Source organism: Streptomyces sp. NPDC051738 (assembly GCF_044453205.1).
Lineage (GTDB): Bacteria > Actinomycetota > Actinomycetes > Streptomycetales > Streptomycetaceae > Streptomyces.
Window position 1 is genome coordinate 14,894 of sequence record NZ_JBITCM010000039.1, and the last position, 15,794, is coordinate 30,687.

14 protein-coding genes are annotated in these 15,794 nt (G+C 69.9%); 10 read left to right on the forward strand and 4 right to left on the reverse strand.

What is annotated here, in order from left to right; genetic code table 11:
* The first annotated feature begins 233 nt into the window (after window positions 1–233).
* Complete coding sequence (locus ACIA8X_RS45675; protein ID WP_393462844.1) at window positions 234–827, forward strand: malonic semialdehyde reductase; 594 nt, start codon at window positions 234–236, stop codon at window positions 825–827.
* 139 nt (window positions 828–966) lie between these two features.
* Complete coding sequence (locus tag ACIA8X_RS45680) at window positions 967–3,417, forward strand: SpoIIE family protein phosphatase (RefSeq protein WP_399460726.1); 2,451 nt, start codon at window positions 967–969, stop codon at window positions 3,415–3,417.
* Between the two features lie 182 nt (window positions 3,418–3,599).
* Here the strand turns inward: ACIA8X_RS45680 and ACIA8X_RS45685 are convergent, their stop codons facing one another.
* Window positions 3,600–4,085, reverse strand: a complete 486-nt coding sequence (locus tag ACIA8X_RS45685) for a hypothetical protein (RefSeq protein WP_393462706.1) — start codon at window positions 4,083–4,085, stop codon at window positions 3,600–3,602.
* Window positions 4,086–4,282: 197 nt separating this feature from the next.
* On the opposite strand from ACIA8X_RS45685, the gene ACIA8X_RS45690 reads away from it, so the two are divergent.
* On the forward strand, window positions 4,283–4,477 hold the full coding sequence (locus ACIA8X_RS45690; RefSeq protein WP_393462707.1) for a hypothetical protein: 195 nt from the start codon (window positions 4,283–4,285) through the stop codon (window positions 4,475–4,477).
* Window positions 4,478–4,626: 149 nt separating this feature from the next.
* Here ACIA8X_RS45690 and ACIA8X_RS45695 read toward each other — a convergent pair whose 3' ends face one another.
* The 3 genes from ACIA8X_RS45695 to ACIA8X_RS45705 form a co-directional block, all read right to left on the reverse strand.
* Window positions 4,627–5,025: a WhiB family transcriptional regulator gene (locus ACIA8X_RS45695; RefSeq protein WP_393462708.1), complete on the reverse strand. Its 399-nt coding sequence runs from the start codon at window positions 5,023–5,025 to the stop codon at window positions 4,627–4,629.
* Window positions 5,022–6,455, reverse strand: coding sequence for a sugar porter family MFS transporter (locus tag ACIA8X_RS45700; protein WP_393462709.1), 1,434 nt, complete (start codon window positions 6,453–6,455; stop codon window positions 5,022–5,024). The genes ACIA8X_RS45695 and ACIA8X_RS45700 overlap by 4 nt, the downstream gene beginning before the upstream one ends.
* A 165-nt stretch (window positions 6,456–6,620) precedes the next feature.
* Entirely contained in the window at window positions 6,621–7,610 is a 990-nt protein-coding gene (locus ACIA8X_RS45705; RefSeq protein ID WP_393462710.1) for an ROK family glucokinase, read from the reverse strand.
* A 447-nt stretch (window positions 7,611–8,057) separates the two neighbouring features.
* Between ACIA8X_RS45705 and ACIA8X_RS45710 the strand changes: the two genes are divergently transcribed.
* From ACIA8X_RS45710 to ACIA8X_RS45740, 7 genes are all read left to right on the forward strand, one after another.
* Window positions 8,058–8,432, forward strand: coding sequence for a cupin domain-containing protein (locus tag ACIA8X_RS45710; protein WP_399460727.1), 375 nt, complete (start codon window positions 8,058–8,060; stop codon window positions 8,430–8,432).
* 122 nt (window positions 8,433–8,554) lie between these two features.
* Entirely contained in the window at window positions 8,555–11,362 is a 2,808-nt protein-coding gene (locus tag ACIA8X_RS45715) for an ATP-binding protein (RefSeq protein ID WP_399460728.1), read from the forward strand.
* 87 nt (window positions 11,363–11,449) lie between these two features.
* Window positions 11,450–11,881 (forward strand): GntR family transcriptional regulator, encoded by a 432-nt coding sequence (locus tag ACIA8X_RS45720; RefSeq protein WP_399460729.1) that lies wholly within the window; start codon window positions 11,450–11,452, stop codon window positions 11,879–11,881.
* Window positions 11,878–12,789, forward strand: a complete 912-nt coding sequence (locus ACIA8X_RS45725) for an ATP-binding cassette domain-containing protein (protein WP_399460730.1) — start codon at window positions 11,878–11,880, stop codon at window positions 12,787–12,789. Before ACIA8X_RS45720 ends, ACIA8X_RS45725 begins: the two co-directional genes overlap by 4 nt.
* Entirely contained in the window at window positions 12,786–13,742 is a 957-nt protein-coding gene (locus tag ACIA8X_RS45730; RefSeq protein WP_399460731.1) for a transporter, read from the forward strand. The genes ACIA8X_RS45725 and ACIA8X_RS45730 overlap by 4 nt, the downstream gene beginning before the upstream one ends.
* Window positions 13,743–13,832: 90 nt before the next feature.
* Window positions 13,833–14,636, forward strand: coding sequence for a class I SAM-dependent DNA methyltransferase (locus ACIA8X_RS45735; RefSeq protein WP_393462716.1), 804 nt, complete (start codon window positions 13,833–13,835; stop codon window positions 14,634–14,636).
* 18 nt (window positions 14,637–14,654) lie between these two features.
* Window positions 14,655–15,791 carry an acyltransferase family protein gene (locus ACIA8X_RS45740; RefSeq protein ID WP_399460732.1) on the forward strand — a complete coding sequence of 379 codons (1,137 nt, stop codon included), beginning with the start codon at window positions 14,655–14,657 and terminating at the stop codon, window positions 15,789–15,791.
* Window positions 15,792–15,794: the final 3 nt, after the last annotated feature.

Here is a 15,794-nt window from a genome sequence, read left to right on the forward strand (position 1 = left end):
CTCGAATAGGCGATGCCCCCGGCCGGTGCCTGCCCCAAGCTGGTGGCGATGCCAGCGGACCGCAGGGCGCGGCCGCGTCGACGCCCGGCTTTTTCGAAGCCGTCGGCCCAGGCGGCGTCCCCGGCGACCACGCCCGAGTCGCAGGCGCATCATCACAGCCGTAAATTTCCCGGGCGTCAGCGCCCGACTCTTTTGCGCACACCATCCACCACTGTCGAAATAGGGAAAACGTCATGTCTCTCGCACTCCACCCCGCCGCCCAGGACCTTCTGTTCCGAGAGGCCCGGACGGCCAATACCTTCACCGATGAGCCGGTGACGGACGAACAGATGAGGGCCATCTACGACCTCGTCAAGTACGGCCCCACCTCGATGAACCAGCAGCCGCTGCGGATCGTCCTGGTCCGCTCCGACGACGCACGGCGGCGGCTGGTGCCGCATCTCGCCGAGGGCAACCAGAAGAAGACCGCCACCGCCCCACTGGTCGCGATCCTCGCCGCGGACAACGAGTTCCATGAGGAGTTGCCGACCCAGTTCCCGCACTTCCCGCAGGCCAAGGACCTGTTCTTCGCCGAACGCGTGGCGCGGGAGAGGTCCGCTGCGCTCAATGCGGCGTTGCAGGTCGGCTACTTCATCGTCGGCGTCCGCGCCGCTGGTCTGGCGGCCGGCCCGATGACGGGGTTCGACGCCGAGGGGATCGACAAGGAATTCTTCGGTGACGGCGAGCACTCCGTACTGGTCGTGGTCAACATCGGCACGCCCGGAGATGCCGCCTGGTTCTCACGCAGCCCGCGCCTGGCCTACGACGAGGTCGTCACCACTGTGTGATGCCGGGGCGCGCATCGGTGGCCTATGTGAGCGGCGCTATAGAATATGAAGGAAAAGAATTCGCCCTACGGCATTGACTCACTGCTATTGCATTGAGCCCGCGGCGGATCATTCCTTCGTTCGACCGAAAGGGACAGCGGTGGTCGCCTCGGAGGGTGCTGGACCACACGAGGCGGCCGAGCCGGCTCGGGCCGCCACGTCCGTGGTGGATGCGAACGGTTTGATCGTCAAGTGGTCCGACGCCGCCGAGCGACTCCTGGGATATCCCGCACGAGAGGTGCTGAACCGCCGCGCCGTGACACTGATCGTGCCCCGGACGGACCCGACCGGGCGGACGGCGGCATCCGGGCTCCGCCTCACGGACACCGTGTGGGGCGGGTACACGGTGGTGAGGCACAGAGACGGGCGCCACCTCTCGCTGGTCGTGCAGGTATGCCCGCAGACCGACCCCACCGGCCGGCTTTCCTGGCTCGTCCACGCGTTCGACGTGGTGCAGTCGCCGTGGTGGGGGGTGAACAACTCGGTCATGGAGGGGCTGCTCGCGCGTGCGCCGGTGGGCATCACCGTGCTGGACACCGATCTGCGGTGCCTGTGGTTGAACGATGCGATGGTGGAGACCGTCGGCATCCCGCGCGAGCAGCGCATGGGGCAGAGGCTGAGCGCGGTGTTCCCCGGTCCCGATGCCGCGGCCCTGGAGGCACAGATCAGACAGGTGCTGGCGAGTGGCACGCCGCTCATCGACCGCCAGTACCTGGGCCCGACCGTGGCCGATCCGCACGGACAACGCGCGTATTCGGCCTCGTTCTTCCGGCTTGAGGATCCGTCCGGCCAGGTGAGAGGCGTCTCCTGTCTCGTGCTCGATGTCACCGAACGGTGGCAGGCCCACGAGCGGCTTGTCCTGATGAACGAGATCGGAGAACGAATCGGCGGCACGCTGGACGTGATGCGTACCGCACAGGAGGTGGCCGACGCCGCCGTGCCCTTCCTCGCCGACTTCGTGTCGATCGACCTCCTCGAATCGATCGCCCACGGCGAGGAACCGGACTCCCGGCGGGCCGGCGGCAGCACCACACTGCGGCGCGCGGGGCAGCGGTCAGTCCATGAAGGATGCCCGGAGTCATCCTCGGATACAGGGGATCTGGTCACTTACGCCCCGTCCTCGCCAACTGCCCAGGCCCTGACCGCAAGACAGGCCACTCTGGAATGCGTCCTGAATGTCGACACCAGCGCGTGGGTGGCGGAGAGCGCGGATCGTGCGCACAGGATCCGGGCCTGTGGCATCCATTCGCTGATGATCGTGCCGATGGCTGTCGAGAACGCCCGTCTGGGTGTGGCCACGTTCGTGCGCTCACGCCACCAGCGGCCCTTCGACGAAGACGACCTGCTCTTCGCCAAGGAGTTCGTCGCACGATCCGCGCTCTCGCTGGACACGGCCCGTCGCTTTGAGAGCGAACGGACGACCGCCCTTGCGCTGCAGCGCAGCCTGCTCCCACGCAGGCCGGAAGGCCGATCGGTCCTGGACGTGGCCTGGCGTTACCTCCCCGCCGGCTCACACAGCGGCGTGGGAGGCGACTGGTTCGACGTGATTCCGCTTTCCGGTGCGCGCATGGCTCTGGTTGTCGGAGACGTGGTCGGGCACGGAATCCACGCCGCGGCCACCATGGGGCGACTGCGCACCGCGGTGCACACCCTCGCCGCCATGGATCTGCCTCCCGAGGAACTCCTGGCCCATCTCGACGACCTGGTCATGCGGCTCGCACAAGAGGAGGCCGAGGACGCGGAGGACACTAAGGCAGACTCCACCGCGCTCGGCCCGTCGGGAGCCACCTGCCTCTACGCCGTCTACGATCCCGTGGCCCGATCACTCACCGCCGCTAGCGCGGGCCACCCCCCGCCCGTGAGCGTCACTCCCGACGGCACTGCTGCCTTCCTGGACCTCCCGGCGGGGCCGCCGCTCGGCGTCGGCACCCTTCCCTTCGAATGCACCGAAGCGGACCTCCCCGAAGGCTCCATCCTGGCCCTGTACACCGACGGCCTGGTCACCGGCCATGACCAGGACATCGGCACCGGAATGGACCGGCTGGCGGGGGCGCTCGCCGATCCGGCCACCGCACTGGAAGAGTTGTGCGGCAACGTCTTCGAGAGCCTGCTGACGATGCCACTGTGCGACGACGCGGCCTTGCTCGTCGCCCAGACGCACACTCTGGGCCCTGAGCAGGTCGCATCCTGGGACCTGCCCGCCGAGCCGGCCATCGTCGCCCAGACGCGAGCCCTGGTCGGCCGCCGACTCACCGAGTGGCAGCTGGACGATTTGTCCTTCACGACGGAACTTCTGGTCAGCGAACTGGTCACCAACGCCATCCGCTACGGTGCAGAACCCATCCGCCTGCGGTTGATTCGCCATGACGTCCTCATCTGCGAGGTGTCCGACGGGAGCAGCACCTCCCCGCGACTGCGGCATGCTCGAACCACTGACGAGGGCGGCCGGGGGCTTTTCCTGGTCGCACAGATCGCCCAGCGGTGGGGCGCCCGCTACACCCGGGCGGGAAAGATCATCTGGGCCGAGCAGGCCCTGCCGGTCGTGACATGAGCGCCGCTGAGTCCGATCGGCCAAGCGCGGGGCGTCTGGTCACCAGACTGGGCGGGTGACGACACGACGATCCCGGATGGAGGCAGCAGCACCAGGACATTCCGCCGAACGGCCTGGTGCCCGTTCGTACTCTCCCTCGCAGAGCCGAAAGCCCGAGCCGGACGAGAACGGAAGAATCGTGGTTATGCGGCGTCCGGCGCCCCGGCCTCTTCTGGGCCCGGGCCTGCAAGGCGCGACTGGGATGGCCGGCTGACAGGCACCTGGGTGAGCCGTGAGCGCTGGGGATCGATATGAAGGCGTGCGGTATTGATGAAGTGGAGCCGCACGGTTTCCATTCGGTCGCGCGCCTCGCCCCAGGACCGCTCATCGGGGGCGACTTGCCGGATGAATTGATCGCTGCAATCCCAGAACACTTCGTCGACCCGTGCTGCGGCGTCGACGACTGCGGGACCGCCGACCAGCCAGATCGTTCCCAAGGCCACGTTCCAAGGCACCCAGTCCACCGGATCGCCGTGTTTCCAGGCGCGACGCAGAGCGAGTTGGATTCGGGTGGACTCGGCAACGATCGCCGAGCAGGCTGCGGTCTGCTTGTCACGTGCCCAATGCGTGCGATCGCTGCGGCAGGTGAGCAATGAGCCGGCCACCACACCGATCAAGGCAGTGGCCACCCCGCCCACAGTGGTGATGGTTGCCCCCCCCCAACGGCTGGCGTATTGGACGACTCTGCACGCCGGCCTTGTACTGGTATGCACTCGACCCTTCGCAAGAGCGGCATTTCGGCCATCATGTCGAGCCGGCCGATGCGGATTGAGGGAAGGCGGCTGCACCAGCAAGGAGTACCTCGCCGTCATCGCGTTTCCTTTACATGCCCGGCCCTCGGACGACCGACTGGACGACAGCCCACGGAGACCTGCACACCGCCAACATCACCGCCGGCACGCCGTATCCCCTCGACTGGGAAGGCTTCGGCATGGCGCTAGTCGGCTACGACGCCGCCACATTGCCGGCGTACTCCCTCCTTGTCCCCGCGTTGCGTGCCCTGGCCGGTGGGGTCGCTTAACCCAGCACCGCTCAAGAGTGTTACCGCTACCTCGGGAAGCACGGGCGCTCTCAGCGAATGAAGGAGTCGCCTGCCCTGACGGTGTCGTCAACCGGTTTGTTCACCGGGGGGCGTTCCGCGTCGAGGGATGCCAGGCTTCATCAGCCCTGTCAGCCTTCTTCCGTGGGTCCGGTCCGCGGCGCAGTCGCGTCGGCCGGACCAGCGCGGGGCACGAGCCTGTCCGGGACTTCCAGAGTCAGCGGCGGCCCCATGCGGATGAGCAGTTCGCGCGTCTGCTCGGTCAGTCCGCCCCAGATGCCGTGCCGTTCACGGCGGCTCAGCGCGTACCGCCGGCAGGGGCTCCGCACCGGGCACGACTCGCAGATCGCCAGCGCCCGTTGGATGGTGGCCTGGTCGCCCGGAAGCGGGAAGAAGGTCTCGGTGTCGGCGCCCCGGCAATACGCGGCCTGCCACCAGCCCGCCGTCGAGCAGACGGCCCGGTCATCGTCGTCGGCCACCGTCGGCTGCACGCCCTGTTCGTCCGGCCGGGAAGTGCACGGCGATGTCATTGCATCTCCTCCAGCTTCTTGCCGTTGGTCTCGCGCACCCGGACGGCGACGAAGACGAAGGAGAGCACGGCGAAGCCCGCGTAGATCGCGTAGGTGGACGACAGGTTCCAGTCCGACATGCGGGGGAAGCTCTCGGTGACGGCCCAGTTGGCGATCCAGTTGGCGGCGGTGGCCACCGACATCGCGGCGGCGCGGATCCTCAGGGGGAACATCTCACCGACCATCACCCAGAGCACCACGCCCCAGGAGACCGCGAAGAAGAACACGAAGGCGTGGGCGGCGATCAGCGCCACGGTGCCCTGGGTGTCCGGGATGGACAGACTGCCGCCACTTCCCGTCCGGTACGAGAACGCCCAGGCGGCGAGGGCCAGCGAGGCGGCCATGCCGGCCGAGCCGGTCAGTGCGAGCGGTTTGCGGCCCACCCGGTCGATGAGGAGCATCGCCACGACGGTCCCGACGATGTTGATGATCGATGTGGAGAGGCTGATCAGCAGGGAGTCGGACTGGTCGATGCCAACCGACTGCCACAGGAGCGACGAGTAGTAGAAGATGACGTTGATGCCGACGAGCTGCTGGAAGACGGCCAGCCCGATCCCGGCCCACACGATCGGCAGCAGCCCGAACCGGCCGCCGAGCAGATCCCGTACCCGTGGCTTGTGGTCGGTCCTGAGCGCGTGCTGGATTTCGGCGATCCGGACCTCGGCCCCGGTATACGTCCCCTGCAGGTCTCGCACTGCCTCGCGGGCGCGGTCCAGGCGGCCTGCGCCGACGAGGAAGTGCGGCGACTCCGGGATGCGGAGGGTGAGGAGCAGGTAGGCGAGCGCCGGGACGACGGCGGCCATGAGCATCCACTGCCAGGCGCGCAGAGGCCCGAGCAGGTTCTCGCTTCTGCCGTCTGCGCCTTGGGCGATACCCCAGTTGACGAGCTGGGAGGCGGTGATCCCCAGCACGATGGCCGCCTGCTGGAACGATGCCAGCCGACCTCGGTGGTCGGGCGGCGCGACCTCGGCGATGTAGGTGGGCCCGATCAGCGAGGCCAGGCCGATCGCCATGCCGCCGACGACCCGCCAGGCTCCCAGGTCCCAGGCGGAGAAGGGCACGGACGAGCCGAGTGCGCTGATCGCGAAGAGGAGCGCGGCGAGATGCATGACCCGCAAGCGGCCGATGCGGTCGGCAAGACGCCCGGCGACGGCGGCGCCAAAGGCGGAACCGAGCAGGGCGGAGGCGACGATGGTGCCCGTCTCGCTGGAGGAGACGTGGAACCGCTCCTGGATTCCGGTGACGGCCCCGTTGATGACCGCGCTGTCGTAACCGAACAGGAAGCCACCGATCGACGCGGCGGCTGAGATGTAGGTGATACGCCGGAGGTTGGTGGTGCGGGGTGCGGCCATCGGTCGGGCCGGCTCCGCGGGAGTGGCGTTGGCGGTCATGGTCGAGGACTCCTTCACAGGACCGGGTTCGCGGGCGCGCGGGCGGGGCTCGCGGCCGAGTGGGTACGCCGGTCGTAGAGGGGAGGGAGCGGATGGGGGTCGGGGCTGCCTTGCGGGCACGGTCGGCAACCGGGTCCGTCGGTGCGAAATGTCGTCGGCCCGCTGTCAGAGGACGGCCGCCGGGGACCAGAGCAGTTCGTGCAGACGGGCCAGGTTCGCTGCGCCGACGAGACCGGCGTCCTGCCCGAGGGTGGCGGTGCGGATCTGGGCGTAGATCCGGTGTTCGCCGCCGCCGAGAGCCCGCCGGTAGGCGAACTCGGCCGGACGGCGGATCAGTTCGCCGGTGTCGCCGAGTCCCCCGCCTATGACGAGGACGGACGGGTCGAGGATCGAAGCGACGTCGGCCAGAGCCTGGCCCAGCCAGCGGCCCGAGCGGGCGAACACGTCGAGGGAGAAGGGGTCGCCGCCCTGGGCGGCCTCGGTCACATGCTGCCCCTGCAGGCCGGCGAGGGTGCCGTCGCCCAGCACGAGCACCGCCGCGGCCCGCCCCGGATCGGCGGCCGCCATCTCGCGGGCGCGGCGCGTGTGGGCCGCTCCGCTCGCGTACTGCTCCATGCAGCCGTGCTGACCGCAGGGGCACGGGAGCCCGTCGGGGACCGCCCGGTAGTGGCCGATCTCGCCCGCCATGCCGAAGTGGCCGCGGAAGAGCCGGCCCCTGCTGATGATGCCTCCGCCGAGGCCGGTGCCCGCGGTGATCATCAGCATGTCCTCGTGTCCCGCACCGGCTCCGTGGACGAACTCGCCCCATGCGGCGGCGTTCGCGTCGTTCTCGACGACGACCGGAAGCCCGGTGGCCTCCTGGACGATGTCCCGGATCGCTTTGTCGTGCCAGCCCAGGTTGGGCGCGAAACGCACCGTGGAGCGGTCCGCGTCCACGTAACCGGCGGCTCCGACGCCGACCGCCCGGACGTCGTCCCAGCCCTCGCGGACCCGCTGGACCGCTTCGCCGATCGCCTCCGCGATCCGGTCCGGGTCGTGCGGAGTGGGGAGACGCACACGGGAGACGATCTCCCCACCGGGGTCGACCGTTCCGGCGGCGATCTTCGTGCCGCCGAGATCGACGCCGACGGTCAGGCCGCCGGTCTCCTCGCTCATCGGGCACCGCTCATGCCATGACCTGCGCTTTCGTGCATCATTTCGTGATTCCTTCATGTTGTGCTGTCGGGTGAGGTGTGGCCGACGATCACGGGCGTGGCGGACCGGAACGAGGGCCGTGATCCGCGACCGGTCCAGGGCCTCTTCAGCTTCCGTATCCGGGCGGCGAGTTGCTTCAGTCATTTGATGGCGTTCCGCGATGGCGTCGGACGTCGGCTCCCGACCCACGTGTCACACATGCGCGGCATGCCTTGTCATCACTACGAAGCGGGTTGTGTACGTCCGGACACGGTCGTGTGTTCCGGGCCCGGTTACGGAGGTGGCACAGTGCTGGAGAAGGATTCGGTCGGCGGAGCCGACACGCACGAGCACGGACATGGGCATGGGCATGGGCATGGGCATGGGCATGGGCATGGGCCCGTCGGCCCGGACGGGACCGGGCCCAGGATGCTGGCGGACATCAAGCCGCCCTTCATTCCCGAGGGCGCTTCGGGGATGACCGTCTTCGTCGAGTGGCCGCCCGGTCACCCCGGGACTCCTCCGCACCGGCACTCGGGGCCGTGTTTCGGCTACGTCACCGAGGGCGCGGTCCGGTGGGAGCTCGAGGGCGAGCCGGAGCACGTGATCCAGGCCGGTGAGACGTTCTGGGAGCCGGGCGGTGACGTGATCCATTACCAGAACGGCAACGCTTCGTCGGACGCGCCGGCCAAGTACGTCGTGTTCATGTTGTGCGCGCCGGGCCAGCCGATGCTGACGCTGGTCGAGGAGGAGGAGCTGGAGAAGCGGGCCCATCTGCGTGCCCCGCGGCCTTCCGCCGGCTGAGTCGCCGAGGGGAGGGGGCCTGCTGTGCGGCCGGCCGCTTCGCGCGGGGCCGCGGCCCGCGGACCTCCTCCGTTCCTCGGCCCGGCCGGGTCCGCCACGTCAGTTCTCGAAGGAGGCCGTTTGTGGCCGCTGAAAGCTCGGTGTCGCGGAACACGTCCGAGCAACTGGTAGGACGTGACCAGGAGTTGGAACTGCTCCGGTCGTTCGTCGACGAGACGGTCGGCGGTCTCGGCGGGGTTCTGCTGTTGTCGGGCGACCCAGGTGTCGGCAAGTCCGTTCTCCTGGATGCTGCGGCGCGGGCCGCGGCGTCGGCCGGTGTGCTGGTGCTGCGCCTGGACGGGGTCGAGTTCCTGGCGGATCTGAGCTTCGCCGGCCTCAACCACGTACTCGAACCGGTGCTGCACGAACGCGACGGACTCGACCCGGTCCACCGTGCCGCACTGATGGTGGCGTTGGGCACGGGCGAGGGCGCCGCGACGGAGCGCCTGGTCGTCTACGGGGCGGTGCTGGCGCTGCTGCGCCGGGCCGCACGCGCGCGTCCGGTTCTGATCGTCGTCGACGACCTTCAGTGGGTCGACCGTGCCAGCGCGGCGGCGCTCGCCTTCGCAGCCCGGCGGCTCACCGGCAGTCGAGTGGGCCTTCTCGCCGCGTCACGGCCGGGGTTCGAGAGCTTCTTCGAGCGGGCGGGGCTTCCTGAGCTCACCATCTCGCCTCTGGACGACGGCGCCGCGGCCGGCCTGGTCGGCACCCGGTTCCCGCTGCTCGGTGCGCGGGAACTGCAGCGCGTCCTCGCGCAGGCCGGCGGCAATCCCCTGGCCCTGCTGGAACTGCCCGCGACTCTCGGCGACTCGCGAGGCGGCGCGGGAGGCGCGCTGTCCGAGGTGCTCCCGCTCAGCCGTCGTCTACAGGAGCTGTACGCGTCCCGGGTCGCCCAGCTGCCCGAGCCGACCCGCCGGCTGCTGCTCGTGGCAGCGCTGGAGGGCAGCGGTGACCTGCCCGTTCTGCGGGCCGCCGTCTCCGGCGAGGACGTGCTCTCGCTTCTGGCCCAGGCAGAGCGGGCCCAGTTGGTTCGGTTCGAGGACCGGGGTCTCGGGCGGCTGTCCTTCCGCCATCCCCTGATCCGCGCGACGATCGTGTCGGGCTCGACCGGCCGTCAGCGTGTGGACGCCCATCGTGCTCTGGCCGACGCGCTGTCCGACCGGCCCGACCGCCGGGCCTGGCACCTCGCCGAAGCCACGCCCGATCCGGACGAGCGGGTCGCGGCGCTCCTGGAGCGCACCGGCCACCGGGTCCGCCGGCGCGGCGACGCGGTCGGTGCCTTCAACGCGCTGGTACGGTCCGCCGACCTCACTCCCGACCCCGCGGACCGCGGCCGACGCCTGGCCGAAGCCGCCTACGTGGGCTGTGACGTCGCCGGGGAACTGCGTACGGCGGCACAGCTGCTCGTGGAGGCCCGGCGCGCCGACCCCGGACTCAGGGGATCGCTGCAGGCGGCGGCCGCGGCCTCCAACGTGCTGCTCAACCGCGACGGCGACGTCACCACCGCGCACCGGCTGCTGGTCGGCGCGATCATGACCCGTGAGGGCCGGTCCGACGGCGGTGACGACGAGGCGGTCTTCGAAGCGTTGTGCACCTTGCGCAGGGTGTGCCTGTGCGCGGGCAGTCCCGAACTCTGGGACGGATATCACGGCGCCATGGCGCGGCTGAACGTGCCGCTGCCGCCCCTCCAGGGGCTGCTCGGCGACGTCTACGCCGACCCGGCACGGTCCAGCGCAAAAGCCCTCGCACTGCTCGACACCGTGATCCACGGACTGCACCGGGAGACCGACCCGAGCCGGATCGAGCGGATCGCGATGGCGGCACTCTTCGTGGACCGCGCGACGGGGTGCCGTGCGGCTCTGTGGCGCGTCGTCGAGGACGGGCGCGAAGGAGGCGCGGTCGCCTCGGCCCTCATCGCGATGGTGGTGCTGTGCCTGGACGATTTCATGACGGGCCAGTGGGACGAGTGCGCTCGCCTCGCCGCGGAGGGTCTCGCACTCTGCGATGACCACGGCTATCAGCTGCTGGCCCGGCAGTTCCACCGGGCCGAGGGTCTGCTGGCCGCGGCCCGAGGAGACGACGGCACGGTGCACAGCCTGGCGCGGCGGATCACGAGGTGGGCGGTCCCCCGCGGCGCCCGCACCGTCGAGCACTTCGCCCGGCACATGACGGCACTCGCCGCCCTGGGACGCGCCGACTACGAGGAGGGCTACCTCAACGCGTCGGCGATCAGTCCGCCGGGAGTGCTGGCCCCGCATGCCCCGCTGGCGCTGTGGGTTCCCCTCGACCTCGTGGAAGCCGCGGTACGCAGCGGACGCAGAGCCGACGCACTCGCTCACGTCGCCACGCTGCGGCAGACGGGCCTGCCCGGCATCTCCGGCCGCCTCGCACTGGTCACCGCCGGTTCGGCAGCCATTGCCGCCCCTGAGGACCAAGCCGCCGGCCTCTTCGAAGAAGCCCTCTCCGTGCCCGATGCCGAGCGCTGGCCCTTCGACCTCGCGCGCGTCCGTCTGGCCTACGGCGAGCACCTTCGACGCGCACGCGCCGCCAAGGACGCCCGAGCGCATCTCGCCTCCGCCCTCCACACGTTCCGCCGTCTCGGAGCCACCCCCTGGGCCGCCCGGGCGGCAAGGGAACTGCGGGCCACCGGCCGTACCACCGTCCTGGTACGTCAGGACCTGCGGGCGAACCCGCTCCGACCGCAGGAACACCAGATCGCCACACTCGCCGCCTCAGGACTGACCAACCGCCAGATCGGCGAAAAGCTCTTCCTCTCCCACCGGACCGTGGCGGCCCACCTCCATCGGATCTACGCGAAGCTCGGCATCAACTCCCGTGTCACTCTCGGCGAGGCCCTGGCCGCACTCCCGCCCCGCCAGGAGACCCAGTGATCCACCGGTGTTTGACACGGCGGCCGAACATCCACCATGCTTCCATTAATTCATTAATACAAGTATGGTGGAACCGAGGAAGGCGACGTGATCGACTACCGGATCGACCGTGGCAGCGGCGTACCGGCCTACGTGCAGATCGTCGAGCAGACCGAACGGGCGCTCCGGATGGGCACGTTGAAGGTCGGGGACAAGCTGCCCACGGCCAAGGAGGTAGTGGCGGCGACCGCCATCAACCCCAACACCGTGCTGCGGGCCTACCGCGACATGGAGCAGGCCGGCCTCGTCGAACTGCGCCGTGGCCTCGGCACCTTCGTAACCCGGTCGCTCGCCCGGCCCGGCGCCGAGGACGACTCCCCACTGCGCGGGGAGGTCACCGACTGGGTGGCACGCGCACGGGCCGCGGGACTGGAGCGGGCCGATGTCCTCGCCCTCGTCACCGCCGCCCTGGACGCCCACGACCACGAGCACGACAGCCACACCCCGGGCGACCGGGAACGAAAGAAGGAGGACGTATGACCGAGCCTGAAGCGCCGGCCGCGCTGTGCGCCACGGGACTCGGATTCCGGTACCGCAGACGGGGCGGCTGGGCCCTGCGGGACTGCGAGTTCACGGTCCCCGACGGCCGTATCACCGCCCTCGTCGGACGCAACGGCGCCGGCAAGAGCACCCTGCTGCACCTGGCCGGCGGCCTGCTGTGGCCCGGCTCCGGGGAGGTGCGCGTGCTGGGCACCGCACCCGGCACGCCCGAGGCCCGCGCCCGGGTGGCCCTGCTCACCCAGGACAAGCCCCTCTACCCCCGCTTCACCGTGGCGGACACCCTGCTGATGGGCGAGAAGCTGAACTCCTCGTGGGACCGGACCGCTGCCGAGCGGATCGTCCGCGAGGGCGACATCCCGCTCCACGCCCGCGTCGGCGAGCTGTCCCCCGGCCAGCGCACTCGTGTCGCGCTCGCCCTGGCACTGGGCAAGCAACCCGAACTCCTGCTTCTCGACGAGCCGTTGGCCGACCTCGACCCCGTGGCACGAGGCGACATCATGGCGGGGCTGCTGGCCGAGGCCGCCGAGCGCCGCATGAGTATCGTGCTGTCCTCGCACGTCCTGCCCGAAATCGAGGAGACCTGCGACTGGGTGCTGGTGCTGCGCGACGGCCGCGTCGAACTGAGCGAGGACGCCGAGGCACTGCGCGAGAGCCACACCGTACTGACCGGACCCGCCGACCAGGACGGCGCGCTGACCGGACAGCACACCATCGTGCGGCGCCGTACCACGGGCAGACAGCTGACCGCCCTGATACGACAGCACGGACCGCTGCGCGGCGACTGGCACGTCGAGCGGCCCCGGCTGGAGAACATCCTGATCGGCTACCTCCAGGCCGGCGACCCCGGGCACTCCGCACCCGCCGAGCGAACGGAGGCGGCGGCGTGAAGGGCTCCCTCTGGCTCGCCTGGCGCCAGCAGCGCGTGCCGGCCGGCATAGGTGCGCTCGCCCTGGCGCTGGCTGTGGCGATCGCCGCGTACTACCGCTCGGGCATGCTGGACGCCCTGGGCAGCGGGCTGTTCGACCACTGCGACCCCGGGCCGCTGTCCTGCACGCGGTCCGACACCGACCTGCTCCTGCTGCTGGACATCGAGCCGCTGAAGTACCTCGGCGCGCTGAACATCGCCCTGCCCGTCATCATCGGCGTCTTCTGGGGCGCCCCCCTGCTGGGCCGCGACCGGGAATTGGGCACGCATCGCATGGTTCTCGCCCAGGGCGTGAGCCGGGGCCAGTGGTTCGCCTCCCGGATGGCGCTCGCCGCGGTGACCACGGTGGTCGTCTCCGGCGCGCTCGCCGCGGTGTTCGCGTGGTGGTGGCGACCGGCCGCGGACCGGAGTTACGGCGTGTTCTGGTACGAGAACACGGCCCTGAGCGGCTCGGGCCCGCGCGTCGTGTCCGCCGCCCTGTTCGGCCTGGCGGCCGGCACGCTGCTGGGTCTGCTGGCCCGCCGGGTCCTGGCCGCGATGGGCCTGACCCTCCTGGTGACCGGGGCGACTACCCTCCTGCTGGAGTGGACGCACCGGACCCGCCTGCTGGTACCGCCGCACACCTACACCAGCGCCGGCAGCACCCCAAAAGCGCCGATGGGCGAGAAGTGGTCGACCGGCAACTACGGCCTGATCACCGCCTCCGGCCGCCACGACGACGTACTGAACTGCCCCTTCCCATCGGGCACCCAGCTCAAGGAATGCATGGCGACGCACGGGTACGTGGCCCGCTTCTACGAGGCCAACCCGGCCGGTGACTACTGGACCTACCAGTGGACCGACAGTGCCGTCCTCGGCGGCCTCGCCGTCGTCCTCACGGTCGTCACCGTGCTGCTCCTGCGCCGCCGCGTCTGACCGCGGCGACCGCACCTGGGCACATCTGCTCCACCCCCTTCCCTTCTCCTTCCCGCACCGGGATCCCTTTCGCACGGAGGTCGCTTCACCATGCCCGCAGACGCCAAGTCGCCGAAGAAGCTGCGCAGCAACCGCGCCGCGCTCACCCACAAGACCGGTTACGCCCTGCGCCACCCCGGCCGGGTCGTCCCGTACCTCCGCCGAGCCGGCCGGGACGCGTGGCTGCGCCTCAAGCACCCCGACCACGTCGGCTACTACCGGGCCGTGATGGCCTCGGACACCCGCCGCAACCCGGAGGCCGCGGTCGGCAGCCAGACCCACGACCGCTGGCTGGCGCTCGGCCGGATGCAGTTCGACTACCTCATCGAGCACGGGCTGCGTCCCGAACACCGCATGCTCGACATCGGCTGCGGCAACCTGCGCGGTGGCTGGCGCTTCATCAGCCACCTCGACACCGGCAACTACTACGGCATCGACATCTCACCCGACATCCTGATCGCCGCCAAGAAGACCCTCGTCGAGCGCCAACTCCAGGACAAGCTGCCGCACCTGACCATCACCGGCGACCTCACCCTGGACTTCCTGCCCGACGACCACTTCGACGTCATCCACGCGCACAGCGTCTTCTCCCACTCCCCGCTGCACGTCATCGACGAATGCCTTGCGCATGTCGGCCGCGTGCTCACCGAGACGGGTTTCTTCGACTTCACCTTCGACCGCACCGAGGGCACCGAACACCAGGTGCTGCGCGAGGACTTCTACTACCGCACCGAGACCCTCCTGGCCCTGGCCGACAAGCACGGCCTGCACGCGCGCTTCATGGAGGACTGGGAGCAACGCCCGCACGGCCAGTCGAAGATACGCGTCAGCCGCTCGCCCCTGCCCACCGCGTGAGACGGCCCCGCTTCCGACATGCCGTCCTCTGAACCTCGCAGCGGGCAGAAGCGCCTGGCCGCGATAGACGGACTCCGTCTGGTGGCAGCGGTGATGGTGGCCGCATACCACTTCCTCGGGACCCCCACCCCGCACTTCTGGGGACGGACCGAGCTCCGGGACTTCGCCCCGATCCTGCACGAGATCAGCCGCTACGGCTGGCTCGGCGTCGAGTTCTTCTTCCTCATCAGCGGATTCGTCATCTGCATGAGCTGCTGGGGGCGGACTCCCGCACAGTTCACGGTCTCCCGGATCTCACGGCTCTTCCCGGCCTACTGGTGCGCGGTGCTCCTGGTCGTCCTTCTCGTCCTGGTCTCGCGACTGGGCCATCGGCCCGCCGCCACGCGCGTCGACCCCCGTACCGTCCTGGGGAACCTGACGATGGCTCCGGGGCCGCTGGGGCTCGATCTGGTCGACGGAGTCAGCTGGACCCTCTGGGTGGAGGCGCGCTTCTACCTGCTGATGGCCGCGCTGCTCGTCTTCGGACTGTCCTACCGGCGCGTGGTGGCGTTCTGCGGAGCCTGGCTCCTGGCCGCCGTCATCACCCTTGAACTCCACTCACCACTGCTCGACGAGTTCGTAATGCCCCGGTACACCGGCCTGTTCGTCGCCGGGATCGTGCTCTACGTCATGTACAGGTTCGGACAGAACCTCCTGCTCTGGCTGCTGCTCGGTTTCGCCTGGTGCTACCAACTCACCGTGCTCCAACTGCGGGTGGCCGACCACGCCGCCGTACCCCCTGGCGAGCGCCCGCCCTCCTGGGCCGTCTGCGCGGCCGTACTCACCCTCTGCCTCGGGCTGCTGGCCCTCGCCGGGATCGGCCCGCTCGCCCGGCTGCGACGGCGTTGGCTGGTCACCGCCGGGGCGCTCACCTACCCCTTCTACCTCGTCCACCAAAGCCTCGGAATTCCCCTGGCCAAGGGCTTGGTCCGCGCATTCCCGGGGCTGGGGCCACTGCCCTCGATGGCGGTATCCGTCATCTGCATGCTGGGGCTGTCCCTGCTGATCCACCGCCTGGTGGAGCGTCGGCTCGGACGCCTTCTGAGGCATCGGCTGACGCTGGACGTGCGCATACGGGACCTCGCCGCGAAGCCGGCTCTCACCCGCGCGCGATAGCGC

Bases quoted from the DNA above. Each gene is read 5' to 3' on its own strand.
- ACIA8X_RS45740 (WP_399460732.1), top strand. From the start codon at position 14,655: ATGCCGTCCTCTGAACCTCGCAGCGGGCAGAAGCGCCTGGCCGCGATA.
- ACIA8X_RS45700 (WP_393462709.1), bottom strand. From the start codon at position 6,455: ATGACCGCCAACGCCACTCCCGCGGAGCCGGCCCGACCGATGGCCGCA.
- ACIA8X_RS45705 (WP_393462710.1), bottom strand. From the start codon at position 7,610: ATGAGCGAGGAGACCGGCGGCCTGACCGTCGGCGTCGATCTCGGCGGC.
- ACIA8X_RS45675 (WP_393462844.1), top strand. From the start codon at position 234: ATGTCTCTCGCACTCCACCCCGCCGCCCAGGACCTTCTGTTCCGAGAG.
- ACIA8X_RS45710 (WP_399460727.1), top strand. From the start codon at position 8,058: ATGCTGGCGGACATCAAGCCGCCCTTCATTCCCGAGGGCGCTTCGGGG.
- ACIA8X_RS45735 (WP_393462716.1), top strand. From the start codon at position 13,833: ATGCCCGCAGACGCCAAGTCGCCGAAGAAGCTGCGCAGCAACCGCGCC.
- ACIA8X_RS45690 (WP_393462707.1), top strand. From the start codon at position 4,283: ATGCCCGGCCCTCGGACGACCGACTGGACGACAGCCCACGGAGACCTG.
- ACIA8X_RS45695 (WP_393462708.1), bottom strand. From the start codon at position 5,025: ATGACATCGCCGTGCACTTCCCGGCCGGACGAACAGGGCGTGCAGCCG.
- ACIA8X_RS45725 (WP_399460730.1), top strand. From the start codon at position 11,878: ATGACCGAGCCTGAAGCGCCGGCCGCGCTGTGCGCCACGGGACTCGGA.